Source organism: Novosphingobium sp. AAP83 (assembly GCF_001295795.1).
Lineage (GTDB): Bacteria > Pseudomonadota > Alphaproteobacteria > Sphingomonadales > Sphingomonadaceae > Novosphingobium.
This window is the reverse complement of the sequence record NZ_LJHY01000016.1, coordinates 369,253-391,569: the sequence shown is the minus strand read 5'-3', so window position 1 is coordinate 391,569 and position 22,317 is coordinate 369,253. Positions and strand designations below refer to the sequence as shown.

Sequence of the window (22,317 nt, the reverse complement as noted above, 5' to 3'; positions counted from 1 at the left end):
CTAGGCTTACCTTACCCTCTCGCGGAGCGAGGCTGACTTCAGCTTAGGCAGGGCGTTCAATTCGCCTTCTTCCTTGATTTTTTCGCGGAATTCGTCGCGCTTTTCGTGGATCGAGGCGATGACGGGGCCCATCGGGAAGCCGAGGTCAACCAGTACCGCTTCGGACAATTGCAGCGAACTTTCGAGCGTTTCGGGAACGGCGTGGCTGGCCCCCGCTTTGTAAAGTGCTGCGGCATGGGCGGCATCGCGCGCGCGAACGATGATCGGCAGGTCGGCGTGGGCTGCACGCAGGCGCTTGACCATGCGCAGGATCAGCACGGGTTCGTCCATTGTCAGGATCATCGCGCGGGCATTGTCGAGGCCGAGGCGCTGGATCGCGGTTTCGCTGTCGATATTGCCGAACACCACCGGCAGGCCTTCCTTGCGGGCCATCTTGGCGATGTCAGGATTGCTATCGATGCCCAGCCACTGCGCGCCGTGGACGGTGAGCATCTCGGAGATGAGGCGGCCAACGCGACCGAAGCCCATGACCACTACGCGCTCGCCGTCGACGTCGGCCATGGGAGTGGATTGAGCGGTATCGGGCGTATCCTTGTGCAGTCGTCCTGCCAAGGTTTCACCCAACTTGGCGAGCATTGGCGTGATCGTCAGGCCGATGGCGGTGACGATCTGCCAGAATTGCGCAGTCTCGCGGTCAATCAGTGAGGCTTCAGCAGCTGCGGTAAGCACGATCAGCGTGGTTTCCGACGGGCTGGCCATCAGGATGCCGGTCTGGAGCGCGGTGGCGCGTCCTTTGCCCATGGCGCGCAGGGCCAATCCGGTCACGATGGATTTGAGCACAACAACGCCAACCACAGCAATGGTCAGCGGAACGATCTCCGCCCAGACGACGCGCAGATCGATGCCCATGCCTATGGTGATCAAGAATACGCCGAGAGCCAAGCCCTTGAACGGCTTGGTGATCGCCTCGACCTCGGTATGGTATTCTGTCTCGGCGATCAGCAATCCTGCCAGCAAAGCGCCCATGATCGGCGAGAGACCGACGAGCGAGGTGGATAGCGCGGAGGCGATGACCACCAGCATCGTGGCGGCGAGGAAAAGTTCGGGGCTTTTGGTTTGTGCTGCTTGTGCAAACAGGCGCGGCAATAACAGGCGCCCGAACACGAGCAGGGCGGCCACCACAAGCGCGCCGTAGAGCAAGGTTTCCCCGATACCTGGCCCTGCATCTTGTGCGGCCAACGGAGCGAATGCTCCGAGCAGGAAGATGATCGGGACAAGCGCGATATCTTCGAACAGCAGCATGGCGAGCGCTGCCCGCCCGACCGGGCCTTGGGTGCCCGAAATCGGCAGGACAAGGGCTGTGGACGACAGCGCAAGCGCAAGACCAAGGCCGAATGCGCCACTGATCGGCAGGCCCGATGCGATGAGCACTGCTGCAAGAAGGAACGCCGACACAGCGAGTTCCATCGCGCCAAGGCCGAACACCAGACGGCGCATGTCCCACAGGCGATTGAATGATAGCTCGAGCCCAATTTCGAAGAGCAAGAGGATAATGCCAAATTCGGCAAACGGGACAATTGCCGCCGGATTGGATATCGTGACGTAATAAAGCCAAGGATATTGCGATACCAAAGACCCGAGCCCGAACGGCCCGACAGCAAGGCCTACCAGAATAAAACCGATGATCGGCGTTATGCGCAGCCGTGCAAAGGCGGGGATTACAATGCCCGCAGCCCCCAATACTACCAGAACGTCGGAAAGCGCAGTTGTTGGTTCAAGATTTCCAGCCATACCCGATGGTTAGGGAATTGGACTGCAAGTGTCACGGCCAAACAAAAAAAGGCCCCAGGTTGAGCCGGGGCCTTTTGTATTTCTAACCGCAGAACGGTGCCGGAGGATTAGAGCCCCTTGGCCATTTCCGTTTCGAGGTTTTCGACGATAGCTTCGAAGAACTTCTCGGTGGTCATCCAAGCTTGGCTCGGGCCGATTAGCAGCGCGAGATCCTTGGTCATCTTGCCGCTTTCGACGGTTTCGATGCAGACGCGTTCAAGCGTTTCGGCGAACTGAACCACTTCAGGCGTTTCGTCGAACTTGCCGCGATAGATCAGGCCACGCGTCCACGCGAAGATCGATGCGATCGGGTTAGTCGAGGTCTGCTTGCCTTGCTGGTGCTGGCGATAGTGGCGCGTAACCGTGCCGTGGGCAGCTTCTGCTTCGACGGTCTTGCCGTCCGGCGTCATCAGGACGGAGGTCATCAGGCCAAGCGAACCAAAGCCCTGTGCAACGGTGTCAGACTGAACGTCACCGTCATAATTCTTGCAGGCCCAGACAAACTTGCCCGACCACTTGAGCGCCGAGGCAACCATGTCGTCGATCAGACGGTGTTCGTAAACGATACCGGCAGCTGCGAACTTTTCCTTGAAGCCTTCGTTGTCGAACACTTCCTGGAACAGATCCTTGAAGCGACCATCGTAGGCCTTGAGGATCGTGTTCTTGGTGGAAAGATACACCGGCCAACCAAGGTTTAGGCCATAGTTCAAGCTGGCGCGGGCGAAATCGCGAATCGAATCGTCAAGGTTGTACATTGCCATCGCAACACCTGCCGACGGGTACTTGAAGACTTCGCGATCGATCACTTCGCCATTGTCGCCTTCCCAGACAAGGCGCAGCTTGCCAGGGCCGGGGACGAGGAAATCGGTCGCGCGATACTGGTCACCAAAGGCGTGACGGCCAACCACGATCGGGTCGGTCCAGCCCGGGACAAGGCGCGGCACGTTCTGGATCACGATGGGTTCGCGGAAAACGACGCCGCCAAGGATGTTGCGGATCGTACCGTTGGGCGATTTCCACATCGACTTGAGGTTAAATTCTTCAACGCGCTGTTCGTCCGGCGTGATTGTGGCGCATTTTACGCCGACGCCGAATTCCTTGATGGCATTTGCCGAATCAATGGTAATTTGGTCGCCTGTCTCGTCGCGCTTTTCGACTGACAGATCGTAATACTTCAGATCGATATCAAGATAGGGAAGGATCAGGCGTTCGCGGATCCATTGCCAGATGATGCGGGTCATTTCGTCGCCGTCGATTTCGACGACCGGGTTCTTCACCTTGATCTTCGCCATGTCTGTCCTGTCTTTTCAGCTGGGGAGAAATTTTGACTTTCCCTTAGCAGAGAGGCGCAGGTGCGCAAGGCAGGCGGCGGATATCGGTGATTTTTGGACGCGCCTATGTTGAGCGCTCTGGACATGCGTGGCTGTTTCGGGGCAAGAGTTTAATTGATCGATTAATTCCGACTAAAACCCTTTGGGAGTCTATTGCTATGAGCGATGCTGAAGTTCTTACCGAAGTCGATGGCAATGTTCTGATCGTTACGATCAACCGCCCCGCTGCCAAAAACGCTGTAAACAAGGCTGTAGCAGAAGGAATCGCTGCGGCCATGGAACGGCTTGACGCTGACAACAGCCTGCAATGCGCTGTGCTGACGGGTGCTGGCGGGACGTTTTGTGCAGGCATGGACCTCAAGGCGTTCCTGAAGGGTGAAATGCCTTCGGTGCCCGGGCGCGGGTTTGGCGGTCTTGCCGAAAAGTCTCCCAAGAAGCCGATTGTTGCTGCGGTTGATGGCTATGCATTGGCGGGCGGCATGGAACTGGCGCTTGCCTGTGATCTTATTGTGGCCAGCGCATCATCAATGTTCGGTATTCCCGAAACCAAGCGTGGCCTTGCGGCGGCAGCGGGCGGGCTCATGCGGTTGCCTCGCCAGATTCCACCGCGGATTGCGATGGAATTGGCGCTGACCGGCGATTTCATCACGGCCCATCGCGCCTATGAAATCGGGTTCATTAACCAGATTACAGAAGGCCCCGCGATTGACGCAGCCAAAGCTTTGGCCGCCAAGATCGCTGCAAACGGTCCGTTGGCGTTGATGGCTTCGAAAGCGATCATTCGCGAATCGCACGAATGGACCGAAGCGGAAATGTGGCAGAAGCAAGCGGCCTACACGATGCCCGTACTGACATCGCAGGATGCGCGCGAGGGAGCAGCGGCCTTTGCCGAAAAGCGCACGCCTGACTGGAAGGGTAAGTAGAGGCCGGGCACGGTTGTGCGAGGGCAGCTCAAGTTGTCTTCCGGCATCGTTGCACCAAACAAAAAACCCCGCCAAGGCGGGGTTTTTTTAGGATGGTGGGCGTAGCAAGGATTGAACTTGCGACCCCTACGATGTCAACATAGTGCTCTACCACTGAGCTATACGCCCGCACCATCATGCGTCCTAAGCGTCGATCCGGTTGCCCTTAGCGTCGTCGGGAAGCGGCGCATTAGCCCCGCCATTTGGCCAAGGCAAGGGGGTAATTGCATAACATCACCCCAAACCGGGGGATGGGGCATCCGATCAGGGCTGTTGCGTGCCCATAAACGGCGCATCTTCGAACACCCGCTGAACTTCAAGCACGAGGTCCTTGAGGTGGAAAGGTTTGGATAGCACGCGGGCTTGCGGTGCTTCGCGATTCGCTTTGAGTGTCACAGCGGCAAAGCCTGTAATGAACATGACTTTGGTCGTGGGGCTGATTTCGGCGCAGCGCTGGGCCAGTTCGATGCCGTCCATCTCGGGCATGACGATGTCCGAAAGCAAAAGGTCAAAATGCTCTTTTTCAAGCAAGGGAATTGCTGCTGTGCCTCTATCCACAGAAGTCACAGAAAAACCTGCGTTTTCCAAAGCGCGAGAAAGGTACATGCGCATTGCCTCTTCATCTTCGGCAAGCAGGATCCGGATCATGGCTAACCCTTGTTCGTTAGTGCGGTTCAAGTTGCAGCGGGTATCTGCTGCGTGTCTGGAGCGCTATACTCCCCATCCGGTTAAGATTCTCCCGACACCGGGATTAGAGGTTTTTTGACTTCGCAGCGAATCGGTTGCACGACTTGACCATGCAAGAGTCTGGCAAGCAAGCAGGAGATTCGGCGTACGTGCATGGTGGCAGTGTCCCGGGCAATCCGGGTGTTCCGGCCTATGCGCTGAAATTGCGCGACCCTTCTCCAATCCCGATCATTATTGCCGTGCCTCATGCAGGCCGGGCCTATCCCCAGTCGTTGCTAGATCGCATGCGGCACCCCGATTTTGCCACGCCCCGGCTGGAAGACCGTTATGCAGATTTGCTGGGTGAGGCCGTTTCGCGCGAAACGGGCGCCGCCTTGCTCGTGGCTCACGCACCACGGGCAATGCTCGATCTTAACCGGTCGTGCGACGATGTGGATTGGGAGATGTTAGGAGGTGTGCCTGCTGATGCGCCCATGATGCCTGGCACATTCAGCCGTCGTGCACGCAGCGGGCTCGGCCTGGTGCCTCGCCGGTTGCCGGGGCTGGGGGAATTGTGGAAACGGCGGCTGGACCATGCAGAACTGCAAGACCGCATCGCCGCCATCCATCAGCCTTATCACGCAGCCTTGGCATCCACACTTGCCATGATTCGCGATCGATGGGGCGCGGCACTTCTGATTGATCTCCATTCGATGCCACCACTTGCTGCCCGTTCGGCAGGAGAGCCCGCGCCCGAGTTCGTGATCGGTGACCGATTCGGCTCCTCTTGCGATGGCGGGATCATCGGATCGGCGTTTGCAGTGCTTGCCCAATCGGCGCGGAGGGCATCACACAACCGGCCTTATGCTGGTGGATATGTGCTCGAACGCCACGCCAAGCGCCACGAAGGAGTGCATTGCCTGCAACTTGAGATTGATCGCACCTGCTATCTTGACCAGCGGCAAGCTGAACCCGGACCCGGTTTTGACGCTACGGTAGGCTTACTTATCGGATTGGTGCAGCGGTTGGCGATGGAAGTGGCAGAACTGGGACGCACCACGGATCGTGGGCGTTGGCGAGCCGCTGCCGAGTAACGCATAGCGGTCCCAATTAAAAAGCCACCTGGAGGGATGCTCCAGGTGGCCAAGGTTCAGGGAGGAGGTGCACCGAAGTGCACCCGTTACGCTGGGCCATGAGGGGAGCCACAACGCAACGATCTCTAAATAGGGTAGCGCGGTGGTTGCCGCAAGTAGATTCGAGGGAAATTTGTCACACCCTAAAGAAAAAAGCGACGAACCTTGGGGTTCGTCGCCTTTTCTGTTGACTTGTGTCTCGAATGTTTCGGTTTCAAGTCGTTCAGTCTTGGTTTACTGCGCTGGAACAGCCACCGCAGGCATTGGACCTTTGCCCAATTGAACTTGTGCGGCAAAAATCTGGCTGATCAGTTCAAGCGAGAACAGGTGGGCATAGAGCAGTGGCAGAAGCCCGCTTTGTGCCCAGCCACGCAGCACGTCACCGCGGATATCACGCAGCTTTTCCTGATTAACCATCTGGAAGCCGCGATAAATGAAAGGCTGTTCGTTGCCCTGCTGCTGGATGGCAACTTCGCCTTCCATCAACAAGTCATGTTTCTTCAATTCGTCAATAAACGCTTGGGTGCGTTGCCCTGCTTGTTCGAATTGCTCGCAAAAACCAAGGGCGGCCTTGGTCGCTTCTGAGGGCTGGCCATCAGTGAACAGCTCCTGCCCTTCTTCGACCGAATCGCTAAGAAGTCCCGATGAAGGGTCAAAGCAGAGCGAAAGCTCTTCGCTGGTCGGGTTCAGCTTGGCCAAAAGGAATGGATAACGGCGCACATAAGCCGGAATGTAGATCGGCTGATTAACCTTGCCATCTTCGTCAACAAAGACGTTTACGCCTTCATTCAGGCCCATCAGGGCCAATGGCACAGGGTTATCCCCCGACGCAAAAATGATTGGATAATGACGCGCAGCCTGCGGAAATTCCTCTGCTGTCAATGGGATGGCGTGCTGGCCAATCAGCCAAGGCGCGGCATCCGCATTCTTGGCCTTCCACGTTGCGTGGTCGCGGCTGTTGAGCGGCAGGAGGTCGTTATAGAACATCGGCAGGTTCGCTTGCGGCGCGCTGGCCATCGGGCATCTCTCCAGATTCAATTGGGTTACGCACGGCAAGCCGCGGTACTAAGGGACGCAGGGGTTCTTAGTGATTGTCAGGAAACCACGCAAGCCGCCTCAAACAAGCTTTCCCGGGTTCATTAACCCTTTTGGGTCAAGCGCATGCTTGATTGAGCGCATTATCGCCAAAGTTGCCGGATCGGCGAGCCGTGCCAGCTCGTCCCGTTTGAGCTGGCCGATGCCATGTTCGGCCGAGATCGAGCCGCCCCATTGCGTGACCATATCGTGGACTTGGCGGCTAATCGCTTTGCCGTCGCTTGCCTCCCATGACGCGCGTTCGCTTCCCGGCGGTGCGATGACGTGAAAATGCACATTGCCATCCCCCAAGTGGCCAAAACAGACTGCCTGCGTGCCCGGCCAGTCTGCTTCAAGTTGGGGCACGGCGGCTTCCACGAAGGCGGGCATCAGTTCCACGGGCACCGAGATATCGTGTTGCATAGCCGGGCCGATGGCGCGCTCTGCTGGTGAAATTGTCTCACGAATCAGCCAGAGTCGCCCGGCCTGATCCTCACTTGCAGCGATCGTCGCATCGGAGATCAAGCCACGTTCGAATGCGGTCGCGAGCAGGCGCTCGGCGATTTCCGGCAGTTTCGCCGAGGTTGCCGCGTCGCCTGCCACCAATTCTATCAGTGCGTGCCAATTATGCTGTCCTGCCAGCGGGGCGCGTGCATCGGGCAAATAGGCCATCACAGCGTCCAGACTGTGCTGGGGCAACACTTCGAACCCTTCGAGCAGATCGCCTGTCACGTTCTGCGCTAGCAGCAACAGCGCCCGCGCGTCATGCAGGCTTTGTGTGCCTGCCCACATCACAACGCGTCCGGCAATCGCCGGTTCAAGCTTTAATGTTGCTGCTGTTACAATGCCCAGGGTTCCTTCAGAACCGATCAGTACCTGCTTCAAATCAAAGCCGCGATTGTCCTTTTTAAGCGGTACAAGCTGCTGGAAAACCGATCCATCCGCCATGACGCCTTCCAGCCCCAACACCAGCGCCCGCATTGATCCATGACGCAAAACTTGCGTGCCGCCCGCGTTGGTAGAGACAAGCCCGCCAATCGTCGCCGATCCTTTGCCTCCCAAGGATAAGGGGAAGCGCAAGCCTTCCCGTTCGGCCGCTTCATGCAGCACTTGCAAGATGACGCCTGCTTCAACGGTGGCGGTGCGCGCTGCCGGGTCCAGGGCGATGATCCGGTTCATCCGGCGCAACGACAAGATCAATTCATCCCCGCCATCAAATGGGGTGGCCCCGCCGGACATGCCGCTATTGCCGCCCTGCGGCACGATGGGAGCGCTATGCTTTGCACACAGCGCCACCAAGGCAGCAACTTCGCCCGTATTGGCCGGCGAGGCCATGGCCAGCGCCTTTCCGGTATAGCGCCCGCGCCAGTCCGTCAGCCATGGGGCAATATCCTCAAGGGCTGTCGTCAGCCCCTTGGGGCCGAGCAATCGGGAAGCTTCATCAAGGAATGCAGTCGTCATGGGTTTTCCGGCTATGGCCCTCGTGCCAATAGGGCAATTCATTTTTCGAAGCACACGGGTTAAGCCAAGGTTCAAGCCTCCGGTCTAGGGGGGAAATAGGACGGGATTGGCGGCGCAAGCCCGTCGCTCGTTTAAAGGCGCGAAAAAGAGTAAGTATTCCGAACATGCCCATCATTGCCCACCTTCTTGCGCCAATTGCGCTGCTGCTTCCCGCAGCCATGGTGGACGTTTCTTCCTATGACAGCTCTGTCGCAGCTGAGGCGGTGGAAGAGCAGTGGCCAGCCGTTAGTCTGCCAACGGGCGGGCCGACGAGCGTTTCAAAAGATCCAGGAAGCTTCATCAGGGAAGGGCTGGTTGACGATGCCTGGATGCAAGTGCGTATCGAACAGCGCATTATCATCCGAATCGCGCCGCGTCTTCCGGGGCAAATGGTCGCGCTGCCATCACGCCCTCGCGCGCAGCCCCGGTTTGTCGAGCGCAAGACGGCGAAATGCATGCCGATCGTCAGCATCGCCGGGGTCCAGCCCGAATCGTCGGACCGTATATTGCTGATTACCCGGAATCGGAGGCTTATCGGCGCCAGCCTTGATAAATCCTGCCACGCCCGCGATTTTTATTCCGGCTTTTACGTCGAACAGAACGCGGACGGCCAGCTTTGCGCCGGGCGGGATATCATTCATTCGCGTGCAGGGGCGAATTGCGCGGTAACCAAACTGCGCGAGTTGGTGGCCGATGGCGGTGATGACGATGATTGACCAGCGGATCGGTCTTTTCCCGAACTTGGGGAATCATTGACTTTTCGCAGCAATTCGGCATAGGCCGCTGACATTGTTGGCGCGTGCCTTGAAGGCCGCAGTCCAACTGGCGCAATGTTTTGCGCCGTCTCTTGTTTTCGGAACAATGCCTGCATGAAGTTTGCCGACCTCGGCCTCTCGGATGAGTTGCTCAAATCAGTCCTTGAGGCTGGCTATGATGAACCCACCCCGATTCAAGCGCAGGCGATTCCATCGGTCCTGATGATGCGGGACATTATCGGTATCGCACAAACCGGTACGGGCAAAACGGCAGGCTTCGTGCTGCCGATGATCGATATTCTGGCGCATGGCCGCCGCCGCGCGCTTATGCCGCGCTCGTTAATCCTTGAGCCGACCCGTGAATTGGCTGCCCAGGTAGCTGAAAACTTTGAAAAGTACGGCAAGAATCACGACCTGAAGATGGCGCTGCTGATTGGCGGTGTGCAGATGGGCGATCAGATCAAGGCGCTGCAAGATGGCGTCGATGTGCTGATCGCAACGCCGGGCCGTTTGATGGACTTGTTCGAACGCGGCAAGATCCTGCTGACGGGTTGTGATCTGCTCGTGATCGACGAGGCTGACCGCATGCTCGACATGGGCTTCATACCCGATATCGAAACGATCTGCACCAAGCTTCCGGCCCAGCGACAGACGCTGCTGTTCTCCGCCACGATGCCGCCGCCGATCAAAAAGCTGGCCGACAAGTTCTTGTCGAACCCCAAGATGATCGAAGTGGCGCGGCCTGCCAGCACCAACACCAGCATCGTCCAGCACAAAGTCCGCTGCACATCGCGCAACAAGCGTGATGTCCTGCGTCACCTGCTGCGCACTGATAACGTGACCACCGCGATCATCTTTGCCAACCGCAAGACGACCGTGCGCGAACTGGCCAAGTCTTTGCAAAGCCACGGATTTGCCGCTGGCGAAATCCATGGTGACATGGACCAGAACGCCCGCAACGCCGAACTGCAAAAGTTCAAGGATGGCGGGATCAGCATCTTGTGCGCATCTGACGTCGCCGCTCGTGGACTTGACGTGAAGGGTGTTAGCCACGTGTTCAACTTTGACACGCCGTGGCACCCTGATGACTACGTTCACCGCATTGGCCGTACCGGTCGCGGCGGGGCAACCGGTCGCGCGTTCACGCTGGTGGCTGACGATGATCTTGAAGCCATCGACAACGTCGAAAAGCTGCAAGGCACCAAGATCCCTGAATTCAAGCTCGACATGGGCGACAAGGCCGAAGCCAAGCAACGCGCCGAACGTGAACCGCGCGAAGACAGCGCAGAGCCAAAGCGCGCTCGTGGCGGACGGACGAAACGCCCTGAGCGTGCTGCTCCGGTGGAAGTCGAAGCGGTGGAAGCACCCGCAGCCGAAGACAAACCGGTTCGCGAAAAGCGTCCGGCACGCGAACCGCGCAAGGCTGCGCCTGAGGCACGGCCAACAGAACCTAGCCGTGCGCTGCGTTCAGAACCGACGCCACGCCGCGAAAACGGCGATGCACCAGTTCAGGCAGGCGATTGGAACGGCCCCGTTCCGGGCTTCCTTAGCGTTTCCGCGCTTTAACCCCTTCCCGCGCGGGGAAGGGGCCTCCACACAAAGCTAACTCGCCAGCTTCACGAAGCTGTCGATCACGCGTTTGCGTCCGCCGGTTTCGAAGTCGATCTCCAGCTTGTTTCCTTCTTGCGCGACCACCGTGCCATAGCCGAACTTTTCGTGGAACACGCGCGCGCCAAGCCCCACATCATTGCGCGGCTTGGCCGCAAAGCTGGCGGCGCTGCGGGTGGCCTCGGGGATGCGGCGCGGGTTGGTTTCAAACTGCTGGGCGGCGGCACGCTGCCAACCGGGGCCGCGTGCCATTCCGCGCGATGGGGTCGCCTGCGCCACATGCGCGAAAGGATCGTCGCGCTCGCTCCAATTGGCCCGCCACATCGATGCCCCGCCCGATAGCGTGGTTTCTTCATCGACATGTTCGGCTGGCAATTCAGCGATGAAGCGCGACGGGATCGAACTGGTCCACTGCCCATAAATCCGGCGGTTGGCTGCATGCAGGATGGTGCAGCGTTTGCGCGCACGCGTGATCGCCACATAAGCAAGGCGGCGCTCTTCTTCCAACGATGCCAGCCCGCCTTCGTCAAGCGAGCGCTGTGACGGGAATACGCCTTCCTCCCATCCGGGCAGGAACAGGTTTTCGAATTCCAGCCCCTTGGCCGCATGAATTGTCATGATCGTGACCTTCTCGGCATCGGATGCCGCCTCGTTGTCCATGACAAGGCTGACATGCTCAAGGAAATCGCCCAGCGTTTCATACTCTTCCATCGCGCGGGCAAGTTCGGACAGGTTCTCCAGCCGACCGGTCGCCTCGGCGGTTTTCTCGGCCTGAAGCGCTTCGGTATAGCCGCTCTCGTCAAGGATCGTTCGGGCAAGCTCTGCGGGCACCAGCGATTTTGCAGACTCGCGCCAGTTTGCGAAGTTGCGCATTAATCCCGCCAAGGTGCCCCGCGCACGCGCGGGCAGTTCATCTGTATCGAGAATTTCAACAGCAGCGGCGAACAGCGGAACGGCACGAGCCCGTGCATGGCGGTGCAGCTTTTCCAGCGTCTTGTCGCCAAGTCCGCGCTTTGGGGTGTTGTATATCCGCTCGAACGCCAGATCGTCTTGCGGGCTTGCCACGATCCGCAAATAGGCCAGCGCATCACGGATTTCGGCGCGCTCGTAAAAACGGAAACCTCCGACGATGCGATAGCCAAGCCCGATCTGGATAAATCGGTCTTCGAATTCGCGCGTCTGGAACTGGGCGCGCACAAGGATGGCGACGCGATCCAATGGAGCGCCCTCGCGTTCCAGACGTTCTATCTCTTCGCCCACCCGGCGCGCTTCTTCCGGCCCGTCCCACACGCCGATGGCGCGCACCTTGTCGCCACCGTCAACCTCGGTCCACAGTGTCTTGCCAAGGCGTTCGGAGTTTTCGGCAATCAAGCCCGACGCCGCGCCAAGGATGTGCGGGGTCGAGCGGTAATTCTGCTCAAGCTTGATCACCTTCGCGCCCGGAAAATCCTTTTCAAAGCGCAGGATATTGGCAACTTCCGCGCCGCGCCATGAATAGATCGACTGGTCGTCATCGCCGACCACGCAGATGTTCTTGCGGTTCTGCGCCAGCAGGCGCAGCCACAGATATTGCACCGCGTTGGTGTCCTGATACTCATCCACCATCACGTATTTGAAGCGCTGCTGCCAGCTCTCCAGAATGTCGCGTTCACGGCGGAAGATGTTGAGCATGTGCAGCGTCAGGTCGCCAAAATCGCAGGCGTTCAGATCCTTCAACCGGTTCTGGTAAAGCGCATAAAACCGCTGCCCCTTGCCATTGGCATAGGCCTCGTTCTCCAAGGCATCGATGTCAGCCGGGTTCAGCCCACGGTTCTTCCACTTGTCGATCAGGCCCGCCAATTGCTTGGCTGGCCAGCGCTTATCATCGACGCCCTCGGCCTGGATCAATTGCTTGAGCAGGCGCAACTGGTCATCGGTATCGATGATCGTGAAGTTGCTTTGCAGCCCCACCAGTTCGGCATGGCGGCGCAGCATCTTGGCGGCGATCGAATGGAATGTGCCCAGCCACGGCATCCCTTCCACCGCAGGTCCGATCAGCGCGCCCACCCGCTCGCGCATTTCGCGCGCGGCCTTGTTGGTGAAGGTGACGCAGAGAATTTCGCTTGGCCAGGCAAGCCTTTGGCGCAGCAGATTGGCAAGCCGCGCGGTGAGCGCGGCGGTCTTGCCCGTGCCAGCTCCCGCCAGCATCAGCACCGGCCCTTCGGTCGTCGTCACCGCCTCACGCTGGGGCGGGTTCAGGCCATCGAGCCAAGTTTGATCAGGCTGGGGGTTCGTCAGGATATGGGAAGGCATAGGCGAACAGATAGGGACCAAATGCATTTCCGGCAATCGTATTCCCGCTAAGGCTTCTAGGATTCGGTTCATCGCATCAGGAGGGATGGTCCTTTGCAAAGCCGGACAAGGCAATAATAGGCCCTATCCGCTTTGCCGCATGCCTATGACCGATTGTGCCCCTGACTGTGGTGGTATGTAACGCTCCATAGTCTATAAGTTTAATTCTGGAGAGGCATCGGGCACCCGCGCCCTTTTCATGTGGGCGCACTGCTGGCTTTGCTTGACCATTTTGCGAGAAGCCTGACAGAACCGCGCCGCGACAAGACGGGGAGAGCGCGCCAATGAATCCGATTCGCCAACATGGCCGCGTGCTAACCGCCAGTCTCGTCGGGACGGCTGTCGAGTTCTACGATTTCTACATCTACGCAACCGCTGCGGCACTGGTGATCGGACCACTGTTTTTCCCCACCACGTCTGCCACCGCGCAAACCTTGCTCGCGTTCATGACTTTTGGCCTTGCCTTCTTTGCAAGGCCGGTTGGCGCTATTGTATTTGGCCACTTCGGGGATCGCATTGGGCGCAAGTCCACGCTTGTCGCCTCGCTAATGCTGATGGGCACTTCGACACTGTTGATCGCGTTTTTGCCGACATATGCGATGGCCGGGTGGATCGCGCCTGCGCTGCTGTGCCTGCTGCGCTTCGGGCAGGGCTTCGGCCTTGGCGGAGAGTGGGGAGGGGCGGCGCTGCTGGCGGTGGAAAATGCACCAAAGGGGTGGGAGGCGCGCTTCGGCAGTGCCCCGCAACTGGGCGCGCCAGTGGGCTTCTTTTTCGCCAACGGGCTATTCCTGCTGCTCGGCCTCGGCCTGTCCGAGGAAGATTTTGCAAGCTGGGGCTGGCGAGTTCCGTTTCTGGCAAGTGCGGTGCTGGTCGGGCTCGGCCTATGGGTGCGACTGAAGATTGGCGAGACACCCTCGTTCAAGGCCGAGCTGGAAAAAGCGCCGCCGCCCAATGTGCCGATCAGCCGTTTGCTGCGCGATCATACCCCTGCCGTACTGGCCGGGATTGCGGGTGTGGTTGCGTGCTTTGCAGTGTTCTACCTTGCCACCACCTTCGCGCTATCGTTTGCCACAACCAAACTCGGTTATGCGAAACAAGAGTTTCTGGCGGTGCAGCTTGGAGCCAACACCTTCTTCGCGCTCGGCATTCTTGTCTCAGGCTATTGGGCTGACAAGTCATCGGTCCAGCGCGTGCTGGGTACCGGTGCGGCGTTGACGGCGGTCATCGGCCTGTTCTTTGGCAGCGGCCTTGGCTCGGGCTCGCTGCCCATCGTCTTTGGCACATTGGCCGGGTCGCTGTTCGTGATGGGCCTGGCTTACGGGCCTCTGGGTGCGTGGCTGCCGACGCTGTTCCCTGTCACGGTGCGCTACACCGGCATATCGCTGGCGTTCAACATCGGAGGGATCATTGGTGGCGCTTTGGCACCATTTGCAGCCGCTTGGGCGGCGAATGTGGGCGGAACGGCATACGTCGGGCTGTTTTTGACGGTGGCGGGTATCATGACCGTGGCGGGGGTGAACTTCGCGCCGAAACTGCGGGAGTGATGCGGCTTATTTCATCCGCATCAAAGTGATCAGCGCCTTGCCCACCTTGCGGTCGGCATCGACTTCGCAGATGCGCACGTCAGGCACTTCTTTCAGGCCGGTTTCAAGGCTGATCCACGTGCCTTCGCCGATCCAGCCAAGCCGCGCCAGCTTTTCGATCGCAACAGCGCCAGCGCCGGTGCCATAAGGCGGATCGAGCATGACCAGATCGAGCGGCTGCTTGGTGGGGCCGAGCGACAGCACCGAGGATGCGCGCACATCGCATTGCGGGGCGCAGCGCAGCGCCGCGATATTGGCGCGGATGGCGCGTACTGCGGCAGCATCCTGTTCGACGAACATCGCCGTGGCCGCGCCGCGTGACAATGCTTCGAGGCCCAGTGCGCCCGATCCTGCGAACAAGTCGGCCACGGCCAGCCCTTCAAAGCTGCCAAGGCGGCTGGTGAGCATCGAAAACAGTGTTTCGCGCGTGCGATCGGCGGTGGGGCGCGTGGTGTCGCCTTCGGGCGCGCGGACCGGACGTCCGCGCCATTCACCTGCGATAATTCTCATTTGGTCTTCAACGTCTTCCGGAAGGCTTCAACCATGACTTGCGGTACTTCCACCGCGCTGCCGCGTTGCAAGTCAGCCAATTCAAACGGACCATAAGCGGTGCGCAACAAGCGCGACACTTCAAGGCCGAGATGCTCCAGCACGCGGCGGATTTCGCGGTTCTTGCCCTCGGTCAACGTCATTTCGATCCACTTGTTGCGGCCCGCGCTGCGTTCCAGATTGGCGTTGATCGGGCCATAGCGGACGCCTTCTATCTCGATGCCCTCGATCAGCTCTTCCAGCCGCGATTGCGTGATGTCGCCAAAGGTGCGCACGCGATAAGTGCGCGGGATGCCGGTTGAGGGCAGTTCCATCGCGCGCTTCAATTCGCCATCGTTGGTCATCAACAACAGGCCTTCGGTGTTCACGTCCAAGCGGCCCACGGGCATCACGCGCGGCGCATTTTCCGGCATGGAATTGCGCAGCGCGGTGTAGATCGTCGGGCGTCCGGTCGGATCACGTTCAGCGGTAATCAGGCCTGCTGGCTTGTGGAAACGGAACAGGCGCGGTGCCGAAATCGGCCCCACCATCTTGCCGTCCACCGATACCCCGCGCAGGCTGGTAAGCAGCGTGGCAGGCGTCGTCACCACGTCATCGCCAATCTTGACGCGGCCATCCTCGATCATCCGCTCAACCTCGCGGCGGCTGGCAATACCGGCGCGGGCGAGCAGCTTGGCGATCCGGTCGCCCTCGCGCTCGGAGCCATCTTCGGCCAGCGCGCGCTTGGCAGCCACCACCGGCTGCGACGTGCGCGGCGCGCCGCTGCGCATGGAGAACGGCTTTTTTTCGGGGGTAGTGGTACGGGGGCTAAACCGCTTTGGGCGGTCGCCGCCGTTTCTCGGGGGAAAAGTCATGCGCGCCCCTTACGCGAGATTGCGCAATCCGTCACCCCTGCGTCATCACCTCTGGCGCAGCGCGATCTGGGCGTTAGTTTGCCGTGTAGATATTCAGGGAGCATTCGCGTCGATGAGCGCAGACACGTCAGGAGAGCGAAACGTTTGGCAATCGTTTCAGCCATATCTCGAGAAAGAATCGCTAGCCGCGTTCTTTCTCGGCATGTCGTCGGGCTTTCCCTATGCGATGATCGGCGCAACGCTGACCACGCGTTTGGCGCAAGACGGCATTGACAAGAAGACAGTCACCGCCTTCACCCTTGCCTTTCTGGTATACAACCTGAAGGTCTTTTGGGCATGGCTGGTCGATGGCGTGCGATTGCCTTTGATCGGCGGTATGGGGCAGCGCGTTTCATGGATGTTGCTGTCAGGCGTTTTGGTGATGGCCGCTGTGGCCAATCTGGCGTTTGTTGATCCTGCCGCAGATCTAGGCAGTACGGTGCTGGCCGCGGTGCTCGTCGGCGTGGCAGGGGCCACCTTCGATATCGTGATTGATGCCTATCGCATCGAAACGTTGAAACCCTACCAACTCGGCACAGGCTCGGGCATGTCCCAATATGGCTGGCGCATCGGTTCCGCCGGGGCCGGAGCCTTGGCGCTGGTCATGTCGGCGCGTTATGGCTGGAGTGCTGCCTATCTGGCCTGCGCGGCCTTCGCGCTGCCAGCGATGGCGATGGCGCTCATTCTGGGCGAACCCAAACGCCACCGCGATCCTGTTGCGCGCAAAGGCGTGAGCGAAGTTTTCGGTGCGGTCATCGGCCCGTTCGGCGAGTTTTTCCGCCGCAATGGCGCTTGGCTGGTCCTGCTGTTCATCCTCGTCCACAAAGTTGGTGATACGCTGGCGAACCTTACGTTCCGCCTGCTGTTCGATGATCTTGGCTTCAGCAATGACGAAATCGCGATTTGGGATGTCGGCGTCGGCTTCTGGGCCTATCTCATCGGCGTGTTTATCGGCGGCGTTGCTTATGCCAAGATGGGGCTTAAGCGTTCGGTCTTGCTGGCGCTGGTGCTGATGGCAGTATCGAACCTCTCGTTCGCAGCGCTGGCCGCAGCAGGGCATTCGAACCTCGGCATGGCAGGCGCTATCGGGTTTGAGAACATTGCTTCGGGCTATGGCGGCGTGGTCGTTGTCGCCTATTTCTCGGCGCTTTGCGATTTGCGCTATACCGCTGCGCAGTATGCTCTGATCTCTGCCAGCGCCAGCGTTGTCGGGCGTTTCGCCACCGGTACAACCGCGGGCGGCCTGATCGAATCGCTGGGCTATGTGAACTTCTATGTGCTCACCACGCTGCTGGCATTGCCCGGCATTGTGCTGTTCTGGTGGATGAGCCGCAGCGGGCTGGTTGATGCCGCGATGGGCACGGCTGGGGAAGAATAACTCTGTACTACATCCGTTCGTGTCGAGCGAAGTCGAGACACATTGCGCGGTGTCTCGACTTCGCTCGACACGAGCGGGGTTAGGACGGAATTTCGTTGTTCAGGCGCAGCACTTCACCCGCAAGGTAAAGTGAGCCGACAATCAGCACATCGCCCTCTACCGGTAGTGCGGCCAGCGCTTCGGGCACCGCGCCAAAGCTGTTCACCGGCAGCGCTGTAAACGGCGCAAAGTCCTCTGGCTTGTGCGCATCATGCCCCGGTGCTGGCACGACCGAGATCGACAGCGCCCGGTCCGCCAAGGGCTTCAGGATCGCCGAGGGGTCTTTGTTGGCCAGCATGCCCATGATCAGATGCACCGGCGGCTGGCTTTCCAGATGGCGCGCGATGGCAAGGCCTGCATCGGGGTTGTGCCCGCCATCAAGCCATACCGTGCGCCCTTGCGCCAATGCGGTGACCGGTCCCGCCCCGAGCCGTTGCAACCGCGCGGGCCAGCGCGCTTCGACAATGCCCTTTGCCATGGCTTTGACCGAGACCGGCACCGCCTTCTGGTGGCGGATCATTGCCACGGCCAGCGCAGCATTCTCGGCCTGATGCTGTCCGGGCAAGGTGGGCAGGGGCAGCGTCAGCGCGCCCTGTGCATCGCGATAGCTGATCGCCTCGCCAATCGCCACGTCCCATCCGTGCCCACGCATCACGACCGGAGCACCGATCTGCGCGGCTGTGGCCTTCACTGAGGCCTCTGCCCGTTCAGGATAGGCCATCGTCACCAGCGGCACGCCCGGCTTGGCAATGCTCGCCTTCTCGAATGCGATGCGGGCAAGCGGATCGGTTGGCACGCCGTCTTCAGGCGCGAGCAGGAAGGCTTCGTGATCCATGCCCAGTGTGGCGATGCCGCAGACGGCCGCGGTCGGCATCACGTTGGTGGCATCAAGTCTGCCGCCAAGGCCGGTTTCGATCACGCAGACATCTGCGGGAATACGGCTGAAGGCCATGAAGGTGGCAACCGTTGTCACCTCGAAGAAGCTCGGCTCAAGGTCTTCGCCTGCATCCAGCGCTTCTTTCAGCAAAGCGGCCAGCAGATCATCCTCGATCAGCTGGCCTGCGATGCGGATGCGTTCGTTATAGCGCACCAAGTGGGGTTTGGTGGCGGAATGGACCGTCAGCCCTTGCGCCTCAAGGATATAGCGGAGGTACGTGCAGGTTGATCCCTTGCCATTGGTGCCCGCCACATGGAACACTGGCGGCATGTGATCCTGCGGATTGCCAAGCCGCGCGCAGAGTTCGCGCACGGTATCGAGGCCAAGGCGGCCCGATGGGAGGGACAGCGCGCCCAACCGGTCAAGCTGGGCCTGAACGGCAGCGTTATCCGAGATTGCGAAGTCGCGCATTGAGTGCCCACCTGTAGAAGATGCCCACCCCCAACCCCTCCGCAAGCGGGAGAGGGGAAGGTTAGTAACCCCTCCCGCAAGCGGGAGGGAGGAATTCGTTAAGCCGCCTTTGCCGAGGTAAGATAATCGATCACTTGCGCCAGCGTTGCCTTCAGATCGCGGCGATGTGTGACCATATCGACCATGCCGTGCGCGTGGAGGTATTCGGCGCGCTGGAAGCCTTCGGGCAGTTTTTCGCGGATCGTGTCCTGAATCACGCGCTGTCCGGCAAAGCCGATCAGTGCGCCGGGTTCGGCAATCTGCACATCGCCCAGCATGGCGTAACTGGCCGTGACGCCGCCGGTGGTCGGATCGGTCAGCACCACGATATAGGGCAGGCCAGCGGCGTGCAGGCGGGCAATCGCCACGGTCGAGCGCGGCATCTGCATCAGGCTGAGAATGCCCTCCTGCATACGCGCACCGCCTGCTGCGGTGATCGCAACATAGGGGCACTTTTCGCGCACCGCGCGTTCACACCCAGCGATGAAGGCATTGCCCACGGCCATGCCCATCGAGCCACCCATGAACGCAAATTCCTGCACGCCTACAACCGCCTTCTGGCCTTCGATCCGGCCATAGGCGTTGGTCAGCGCATCGGCATGCGGATTGGCGGCGCGGGCAGCCTTGATCCGGTCAACATACTTCTTGCTGTCGCGGAACTTGAGCGGGTCTTCCTTGACGCGTGGCGCGGGCAGCAGTTCATAGCCTGCATCGAGCAACTGGTCGAACCGCGCATCGGCGCCGATGCGGCCATGATGGTCGCAATGCGGGCAGACCGAGAGGTTGTCCTCATAGTCCTTTACGAACAGCATTTCGCTGCACGAAGGGCACTTGATCCAAAGGTTGTCCGGGGTGTCCCGCTTCGGCGTGAAGGGGAGGGCGTTGCGGACTTTGTTGAGCCAGCTCATGCGAGTTCCTTGCGTGCGGAGTGGACGGCGGCGGCGAGCGCGGCGGTGAGTTCCCTCACCGGGCCAGCGGCATTCGCGCCGTGTTGTGCGACGAGATCGACCAGCGCCGACCCGACCACGACACCATCGGCGACCTTTGCGATGGCAGCGGCCTGGTCGGGCGTGCGCACGCCAAAGCCGACCGCAACCGGGATCGTTGCCGAAGCTTTGATCCGCGCAACGGCTTCATCAATGCTGGTCTGCGCCGCCTGCTGCATGCCGGTGATGCCAGCGACTGACACGTAATAAAGAAAGCCTGACGAGCCATCGAGTACGGCGGGAAGCCGCGCGGCATCGGTCGTCGGCGTGGCAAGGCGGATTAGCGATACGCCCGCGCCGCGCAAGGCGGGGCCAAGCTCGGGGTCTTCCTCTGGCGGAATGTCCACGCAGATCACGCCATCGACGCCCGCCTTGACGCATTCGGCGGCAAACCAATCACCGCCGCGAATGGTCATCGGGTTGGCATAGCCCATCAGCACCAATGGTGTTTCAGGATGGCGCGCACGGAATGCGGTGGCGATGCGGAAGATGTCCGCCGTCGTCGTGCCCGCGCCAAGGCTGCGCAAGTTGGCAAGCTGGATCGCAGGGCCATCGGCCATCGGATCGGTGAAGGGCATGCCCAGTTCGATCACATCAGCGCCGCCTTCGACCAGTGCATCAAGCACGGCGGCAGTGGCGTTAGGCGTCGGATCGCCGCCCGTGACGAAAGTGACGAGGGCCGGGCGGCCCTTGGCAAAGGCGGAGGAGAGGCGGTTCGTGGTCATTTGGGAAGTCTCATCCCGGCAAAAAGGAGAAGAAGAGCAAGCGCGCAAAGCACATACCCTGAGGCATTAAGCAGGTTTTCGGTCGGGGACCAATCCTCGACCCATGGCTCGTCCATCGTCGTCCAGCTCAACCACGCCAGCATCGTCGCAATCACGCCGCCGGTGAGGAGAGTGTCGCGGCGGTTCAAAGCGAAACCCCCAGATGCTCCGCTACGGAGAAGATGTCCTTGTCACCCCGTCCGCACAAGTTGGCGAGGATGATCTGGTCCTTGCCCATCGTCGGCGCGAGCTTCTGGACCGCCGCAATCGCGTGGGCGGGTTCCAGCGCGGGGATGATGCCTTCGGTGCGGCAGAGCAACTGGAACGCGCCCAGCGCTTCCTTGTCGGTCACCGAGGTATAATCGACGCGGCCGATTTCCTTGAGCCATGAATGCTCAGGCCCGATGCCGGGATAATCAAGCCCTGCGCTGATCGAATGGCCTTCGATGATCTGGCCGTCGTCATCCTGCAACAGATAGGTCTTGTTGCCGTGGAGGATGCCGGGGCGTCCACCTGCCAGCGATGCGGCGTGTTCCTTGTCGAGCCCGTGTCCGGCTGCTTCGACGCCGAGCATCTTGACCGAGGCATCATCAAGGAACGGGTGGAACAGGCCGATCGCGTTCGATCCGCCGCCGATGGCTGCAACCAGCACGTCGGGCAGGCGGCCAGTGCGGGCCAGCATCTGCGCGCGCGCTTCCTTGCCGATCACGCTTTGGAAATCGCGGACCATTTCTGGATAGGGATGCGGACCGGCAGCCGTGCCGATGATGTAGAACGTGTCGTGCACATTCGCCACCCAATCGCGCAGCGCTTCGTTCATCGCGTCCTTCAGCGTGCCCGCGCCTGCGGTTACCGGCACGACTTGCGCACCCAGCAGCTTCATGCGGAACACGTTGGGGGCCTGGCGCGCAACATCGGTCGCGCCCATGAAGATCACGCAGGGCAGACCGAAGCGCGCGCAGACGGTGGCGGTTGCCACGCCGTGCTGGCCCGCGCCGGTTTCGGCGATGATCCGCGTCTTGCCCATGCGCATCGCCAGCAGGATCTGGCCGATGCAGTTGTTGATCTTGTGCGCGCCGGTGTGATTCAGCTCGTCGCGCTTGAACCAGACTTGTGCGCCGCCCAGTTCCTCGGTGAGGCGCGGTGCGAAATACAATGGGCTGGGCCGACCGACATAATGTTCGAGCAAATCGTCGAACTCGGCCTTGAAGGCGGGATCAGCCTTGGCGGCGGTATATTCGCGCTCAAGTTCGAGGACCAGCGGCATCAGTGTTTCAGCAACATAGCGTCCGCCGAACTGGCCGAAATGGCCGCGCTCGTCCGGTTGATTGCGGAAGCTGTTGGGGGTCTGGCTTATGGTTTCTACGCTCATGCTGTGGCGCTTGGCAGAGGGCAAGCCGATTGTCCAGATTCGCTAGCTATACCATGGCTTGAATGCGGCCTTTGGGGCAGGGCCGCGACATTGATACAGCCTGTCTGCACTGTTCACCTGCAAGTAACCCACTGTGGCCTAAAGGCTCACCCGCCACGTCGTAAAGGCGGCTCTGA

General features: G+C 60.2%; 19 protein-coding genes and 1 tRNA gene. 6 read left to right on the top strand and 14 right to left on the bottom strand.

Features of this window, described 5'->3' with window-relative positions:
• Positions 1–6: 6 nt before the first annotated feature.
• Complete coding sequence (locus IP81_RS08625; RefSeq protein WP_054107564.1) at positions 7–1,791, bottom strand: cation:proton antiporter; 1,785 nt, start codon at positions 1,789–1,791, stop codon at positions 7–9.
• Positions 1,792–1,898: 107 nt separating this feature from the next.
• On the bottom strand, positions 1,899–3,122 hold the full coding sequence (locus IP81_RS08620) for an NADP-dependent isocitrate dehydrogenase (protein WP_054107563.1): 1,224 nt from the start codon (positions 3,120–3,122) through the stop codon (positions 1,899–1,901).
• Positions 3,123–3,319: 197 nt separating this feature from the next.
• On the opposite strand from IP81_RS08620, the gene IP81_RS08615 reads away from it, so the two are divergent.
• Positions 3,320–4,084, top strand: a complete 765-nt coding sequence (locus IP81_RS08615) for a crotonase/enoyl-CoA hydratase family protein (protein ID WP_054107562.1) — start codon at positions 3,320–3,322, stop codon at positions 4,082–4,084.
• 93 nt (positions 4,085–4,177) lie between these two features.
• Here the strand turns inward: IP81_RS08615 and IP81_RS08610 are convergent.
• Positions 4,178–4,252, bottom strand: a tRNA-Val gene (locus IP81_RS08610).
• Between the two features lie 135 nt (positions 4,253–4,387).
• Positions 4,388–4,771, bottom strand: a complete 384-nt coding sequence (gene cpdR / locus IP81_RS08605) for a cell cycle two-component system response regulator CpdR (protein ID WP_054107561.1) — start codon at positions 4,769–4,771, stop codon at positions 4,388–4,390.
• 149 nt (positions 4,772–4,920) lie between these two features.
• Here cpdR and IP81_RS08600 point away from each other — a divergent pair, with 149 nt between their 5' ends.
• On the top strand, positions 4,921–5,883 hold the full coding sequence (locus tag IP81_RS08600) for an N-formylglutamate amidohydrolase (RefSeq protein ID WP_054107560.1): 963 nt from the start codon (positions 4,921–4,923) through the stop codon (positions 5,881–5,883).
• A 273-nt stretch (positions 5,884–6,156) separates the two neighbouring features.
• Here IP81_RS08600 and IP81_RS08595 read toward each other — a convergent pair whose 3' ends face one another.
• Together IP81_RS08595 and IP81_RS08590 are read right to left on the bottom strand one after the other, a co-directional pair.
• Positions 6,157–6,939 (bottom strand): SapC family protein, encoded by a 783-nt coding sequence (locus IP81_RS08595; protein ID WP_054107559.1) that lies wholly within the window; start codon positions 6,937–6,939, stop codon positions 6,157–6,159.
• Between the two features lie 99 nt (positions 6,940–7,038).
• Positions 7,039–8,457, bottom strand: coding sequence for an FAD-binding oxidoreductase (locus tag IP81_RS08590; protein ID WP_054107558.1), 1,419 nt, complete (start codon positions 8,455–8,457; stop codon positions 7,039–7,041).
• 164 nt (positions 8,458–8,621) lie between these two features.
• Between IP81_RS08590 and IP81_RS08585 the strand changes: the two genes are divergently transcribed.
• Together IP81_RS08585 and IP81_RS08580 are read left to right on the top strand one after the other, a co-directional pair.
• Entirely contained in the window at positions 8,622–9,212 is a 591-nt protein-coding gene (locus IP81_RS08585; RefSeq protein WP_054107557.1) for a hypothetical protein, read from the top strand.
• Between the two features lie 153 nt (positions 9,213–9,365).
• Complete coding sequence (locus IP81_RS08580) at positions 9,366–10,817, top strand: DEAD/DEAH box helicase (protein ID WP_054107556.1); 1,452 nt, start codon at positions 9,366–9,368, stop codon at positions 10,815–10,817.
• A gap of 36 nt (positions 10,818–10,853) precedes the next feature.
• Here IP81_RS08580 and IP81_RS08575 read toward each other — a convergent pair whose 3' ends face one another.
• Positions 10,854–13,151: an ATP-dependent helicase gene (locus IP81_RS08575; protein WP_054107555.1), complete on the bottom strand. Its 2,298-nt coding sequence runs from the start codon at positions 13,149–13,151 to the stop codon at positions 10,854–10,856.
• Positions 13,152–13,474: 323 nt separating this feature from the next.
• Between IP81_RS08575 and IP81_RS08570 the strand changes: the two genes are divergently transcribed.
• Positions 13,475–14,734, top strand: a complete 1,260-nt coding sequence (locus IP81_RS08570) for an MFS transporter (protein ID WP_054107554.1) — start codon at positions 13,475–13,477, stop codon at positions 14,732–14,734.
• A gap of 6 nt (positions 14,735–14,740) precedes the next feature.
• Here IP81_RS08570 and rsmD read toward each other — a convergent pair whose 3' ends face one another.
• Together rsmD and IP81_RS08560 are read right to left on the bottom strand one after the other, a co-directional pair.
• Positions 14,741–15,283, bottom strand: a complete 543-nt coding sequence (gene rsmD / locus IP81_RS08565; protein ID WP_054107553.1) for a 16S rRNA (guanine(966)-N(2))-methyltransferase RsmD — start codon at positions 15,281–15,283, stop codon at positions 14,741–14,743.
• Complete coding sequence (locus tag IP81_RS08560; RefSeq protein ID WP_054107552.1) at positions 15,280–16,092, bottom strand: pseudouridine synthase; 813 nt, start codon at positions 16,090–16,092, stop codon at positions 15,280–15,282. The genes rsmD and IP81_RS08560 overlap by 4 nt, the downstream gene beginning before the upstream one ends.
• Before the next feature lie 196 nt (positions 16,093–16,288).
• On the opposite strand from IP81_RS08560, the gene IP81_RS08555 reads away from it, so the two are divergent.
• A complete protein-coding gene (locus tag IP81_RS08555) occupies positions 16,289–17,593 on the top strand; it encodes an MFS transporter (protein ID WP_054107551.1) in 1,305 nt (434 codons plus the stop codon).
• A 79-nt stretch (positions 17,594–17,672) separates the two neighbouring features.
• Here the strand turns inward: IP81_RS08555 and IP81_RS08550 are convergent, their stop codons facing one another.
• From IP81_RS08550 to trpB, 5 genes are all read right to left on the bottom strand, one after another.
• A complete protein-coding gene (locus IP81_RS08550) occupies positions 17,673–18,980 on the bottom strand; it encodes a folylpolyglutamate synthase/dihydrofolate synthase family protein (RefSeq protein WP_054107550.1) in 1,308 nt (435 codons plus the stop codon).
• Between the two features lie 98 nt (positions 18,981–19,078).
• Positions 19,079–19,927 (bottom strand): acetyl-CoA carboxylase, carboxyltransferase subunit beta, encoded by an 849-nt coding sequence (accD, locus tag IP81_RS08545; RefSeq protein ID WP_054107549.1) that lies wholly within the window; start codon positions 19,925–19,927, stop codon positions 19,079–19,081.
• On the bottom strand, positions 19,924–20,730 hold the full coding sequence (gene trpA, locus IP81_RS08540) for a tryptophan synthase subunit alpha (RefSeq protein WP_054107548.1): 807 nt from the start codon (positions 20,728–20,730) through the stop codon (positions 19,924–19,926). Before trpA ends, accD begins: the two co-directional genes overlap by 4 nt.
• Positions 20,727–20,918 carry a hypothetical protein gene (locus IP81_RS08535; protein ID WP_054107547.1) on the bottom strand — a complete coding sequence of 64 codons (192 nt, stop codon included), beginning with the start codon at positions 20,916–20,918 and terminating at the stop codon, positions 20,727–20,729. The genes trpA and IP81_RS08535 overlap by 4 nt, the downstream gene beginning before the upstream one ends.
• Complete coding sequence (gene trpB / locus IP81_RS08530) at positions 20,915–22,141, bottom strand: tryptophan synthase subunit beta (protein WP_054107546.1); 1,227 nt, start codon at positions 22,139–22,141, stop codon at positions 20,915–20,917. The genes IP81_RS08535 and trpB overlap by 4 nt, the downstream gene beginning before the upstream one ends.
• Positions 22,142–22,317 lie beyond the last annotated feature (176 nt).

Coding starts and splice junctions, on each gene's coding strand:
- IP81_RS08625 (WP_054107564.1), bottom strand. CDS start 1,791: ATGGCTGGAAATCTTGAACCAACAACTGCGCTTTCCGACGTTCTGGTA.
- IP81_RS08620 (WP_054107563.1), bottom strand. CDS start 3,122: ATGGCGAAGATCAAGGTGAAGAACCCGGTCGTCGAAATCGACGGCGAC.
- IP81_RS08615 (WP_054107562.1), top strand. CDS start 3,320: ATGAGCGATGCTGAAGTTCTTACCGAAGTCGATGGCAATGTTCTGATC.
- cpdR (WP_054107561.1), bottom strand. CDS start 4,771: ATGATCCGGATCCTGCTTGCCGAAGATGAAGAGGCAATGCGCATGTAC.
- IP81_RS08600 (WP_054107560.1), top strand. CDS start 4,921: ATGCAAGAGTCTGGCAAGCAAGCAGGAGATTCGGCGTACGTGCATGGT.
- IP81_RS08595 (WP_054107559.1), bottom strand. CDS start 6,939: ATGGCCAGCGCGCCGCAAGCGAACCTGCCGATGTTCTATAACGACCTC.
- IP81_RS08590 (WP_054107558.1), bottom strand. CDS start 8,457: ATGACGACTGCATTCCTTGATGAAGCTTCCCGATTGCTCGGCCCCAAG.
- IP81_RS08585 (WP_054107557.1), top strand. CDS start 8,622: ATGCCCATCATTGCCCACCTTCTTGCGCCAATTGCGCTGCTGCTTCCC.
- IP81_RS08580 (WP_054107556.1), top strand. CDS start 9,366: ATGAAGTTTGCCGACCTCGGCCTCTCGGATGAGTTGCTCAAATCAGTC.
- IP81_RS08575 (WP_054107555.1), bottom strand. CDS start 13,151: ATGCCTTCCCATATCCTGACGAACCCCCAGCCTGATCAAACTTGGCTC.
- IP81_RS08570 (WP_054107554.1), top strand. CDS start 13,475: ATGAATCCGATTCGCCAACATGGCCGCGTGCTAACCGCCAGTCTCGTC.
- rsmD (WP_054107553.1), bottom strand. CDS start 15,283: ATGAGAATTATCGCAGGTGAATGGCGCGGACGTCCGGTCCGCGCGCCC.
- IP81_RS08560 (WP_054107552.1), bottom strand. CDS start 16,092: ATGCGCAGCGGCGCGCCGCGCACGTCGCAGCCGGTGGTGGCTGCCAAG.
- IP81_RS08555 (WP_054107551.1), top strand. CDS start 16,289: ATGAGCGCAGACACGTCAGGAGAGCGAAACGTTTGGCAATCGTTTCAG.
- IP81_RS08550 (WP_054107550.1), bottom strand. CDS start 18,980: ATGCGCGACTTCGCAATCTCGGATAACGCTGCCGTTCAGGCCCAGCTT.
- accD (WP_054107549.1), bottom strand. CDS start 19,927: ATGAGCTGGCTCAACAAAGTCCGCAACGCCCTCCCCTTCACGCCGAAG.
- trpA (WP_054107548.1), bottom strand. CDS start 20,730: ATGACCACGAACCGCCTCTCCTCCGCCTTTGCCAAGGGCCGCCCGGCC.
- trpB (WP_054107546.1), bottom strand. CDS start 22,141: ATGAGCGTAGAAACCATAAGCCAGACCCCCAACAGCTTCCGCAATCAA.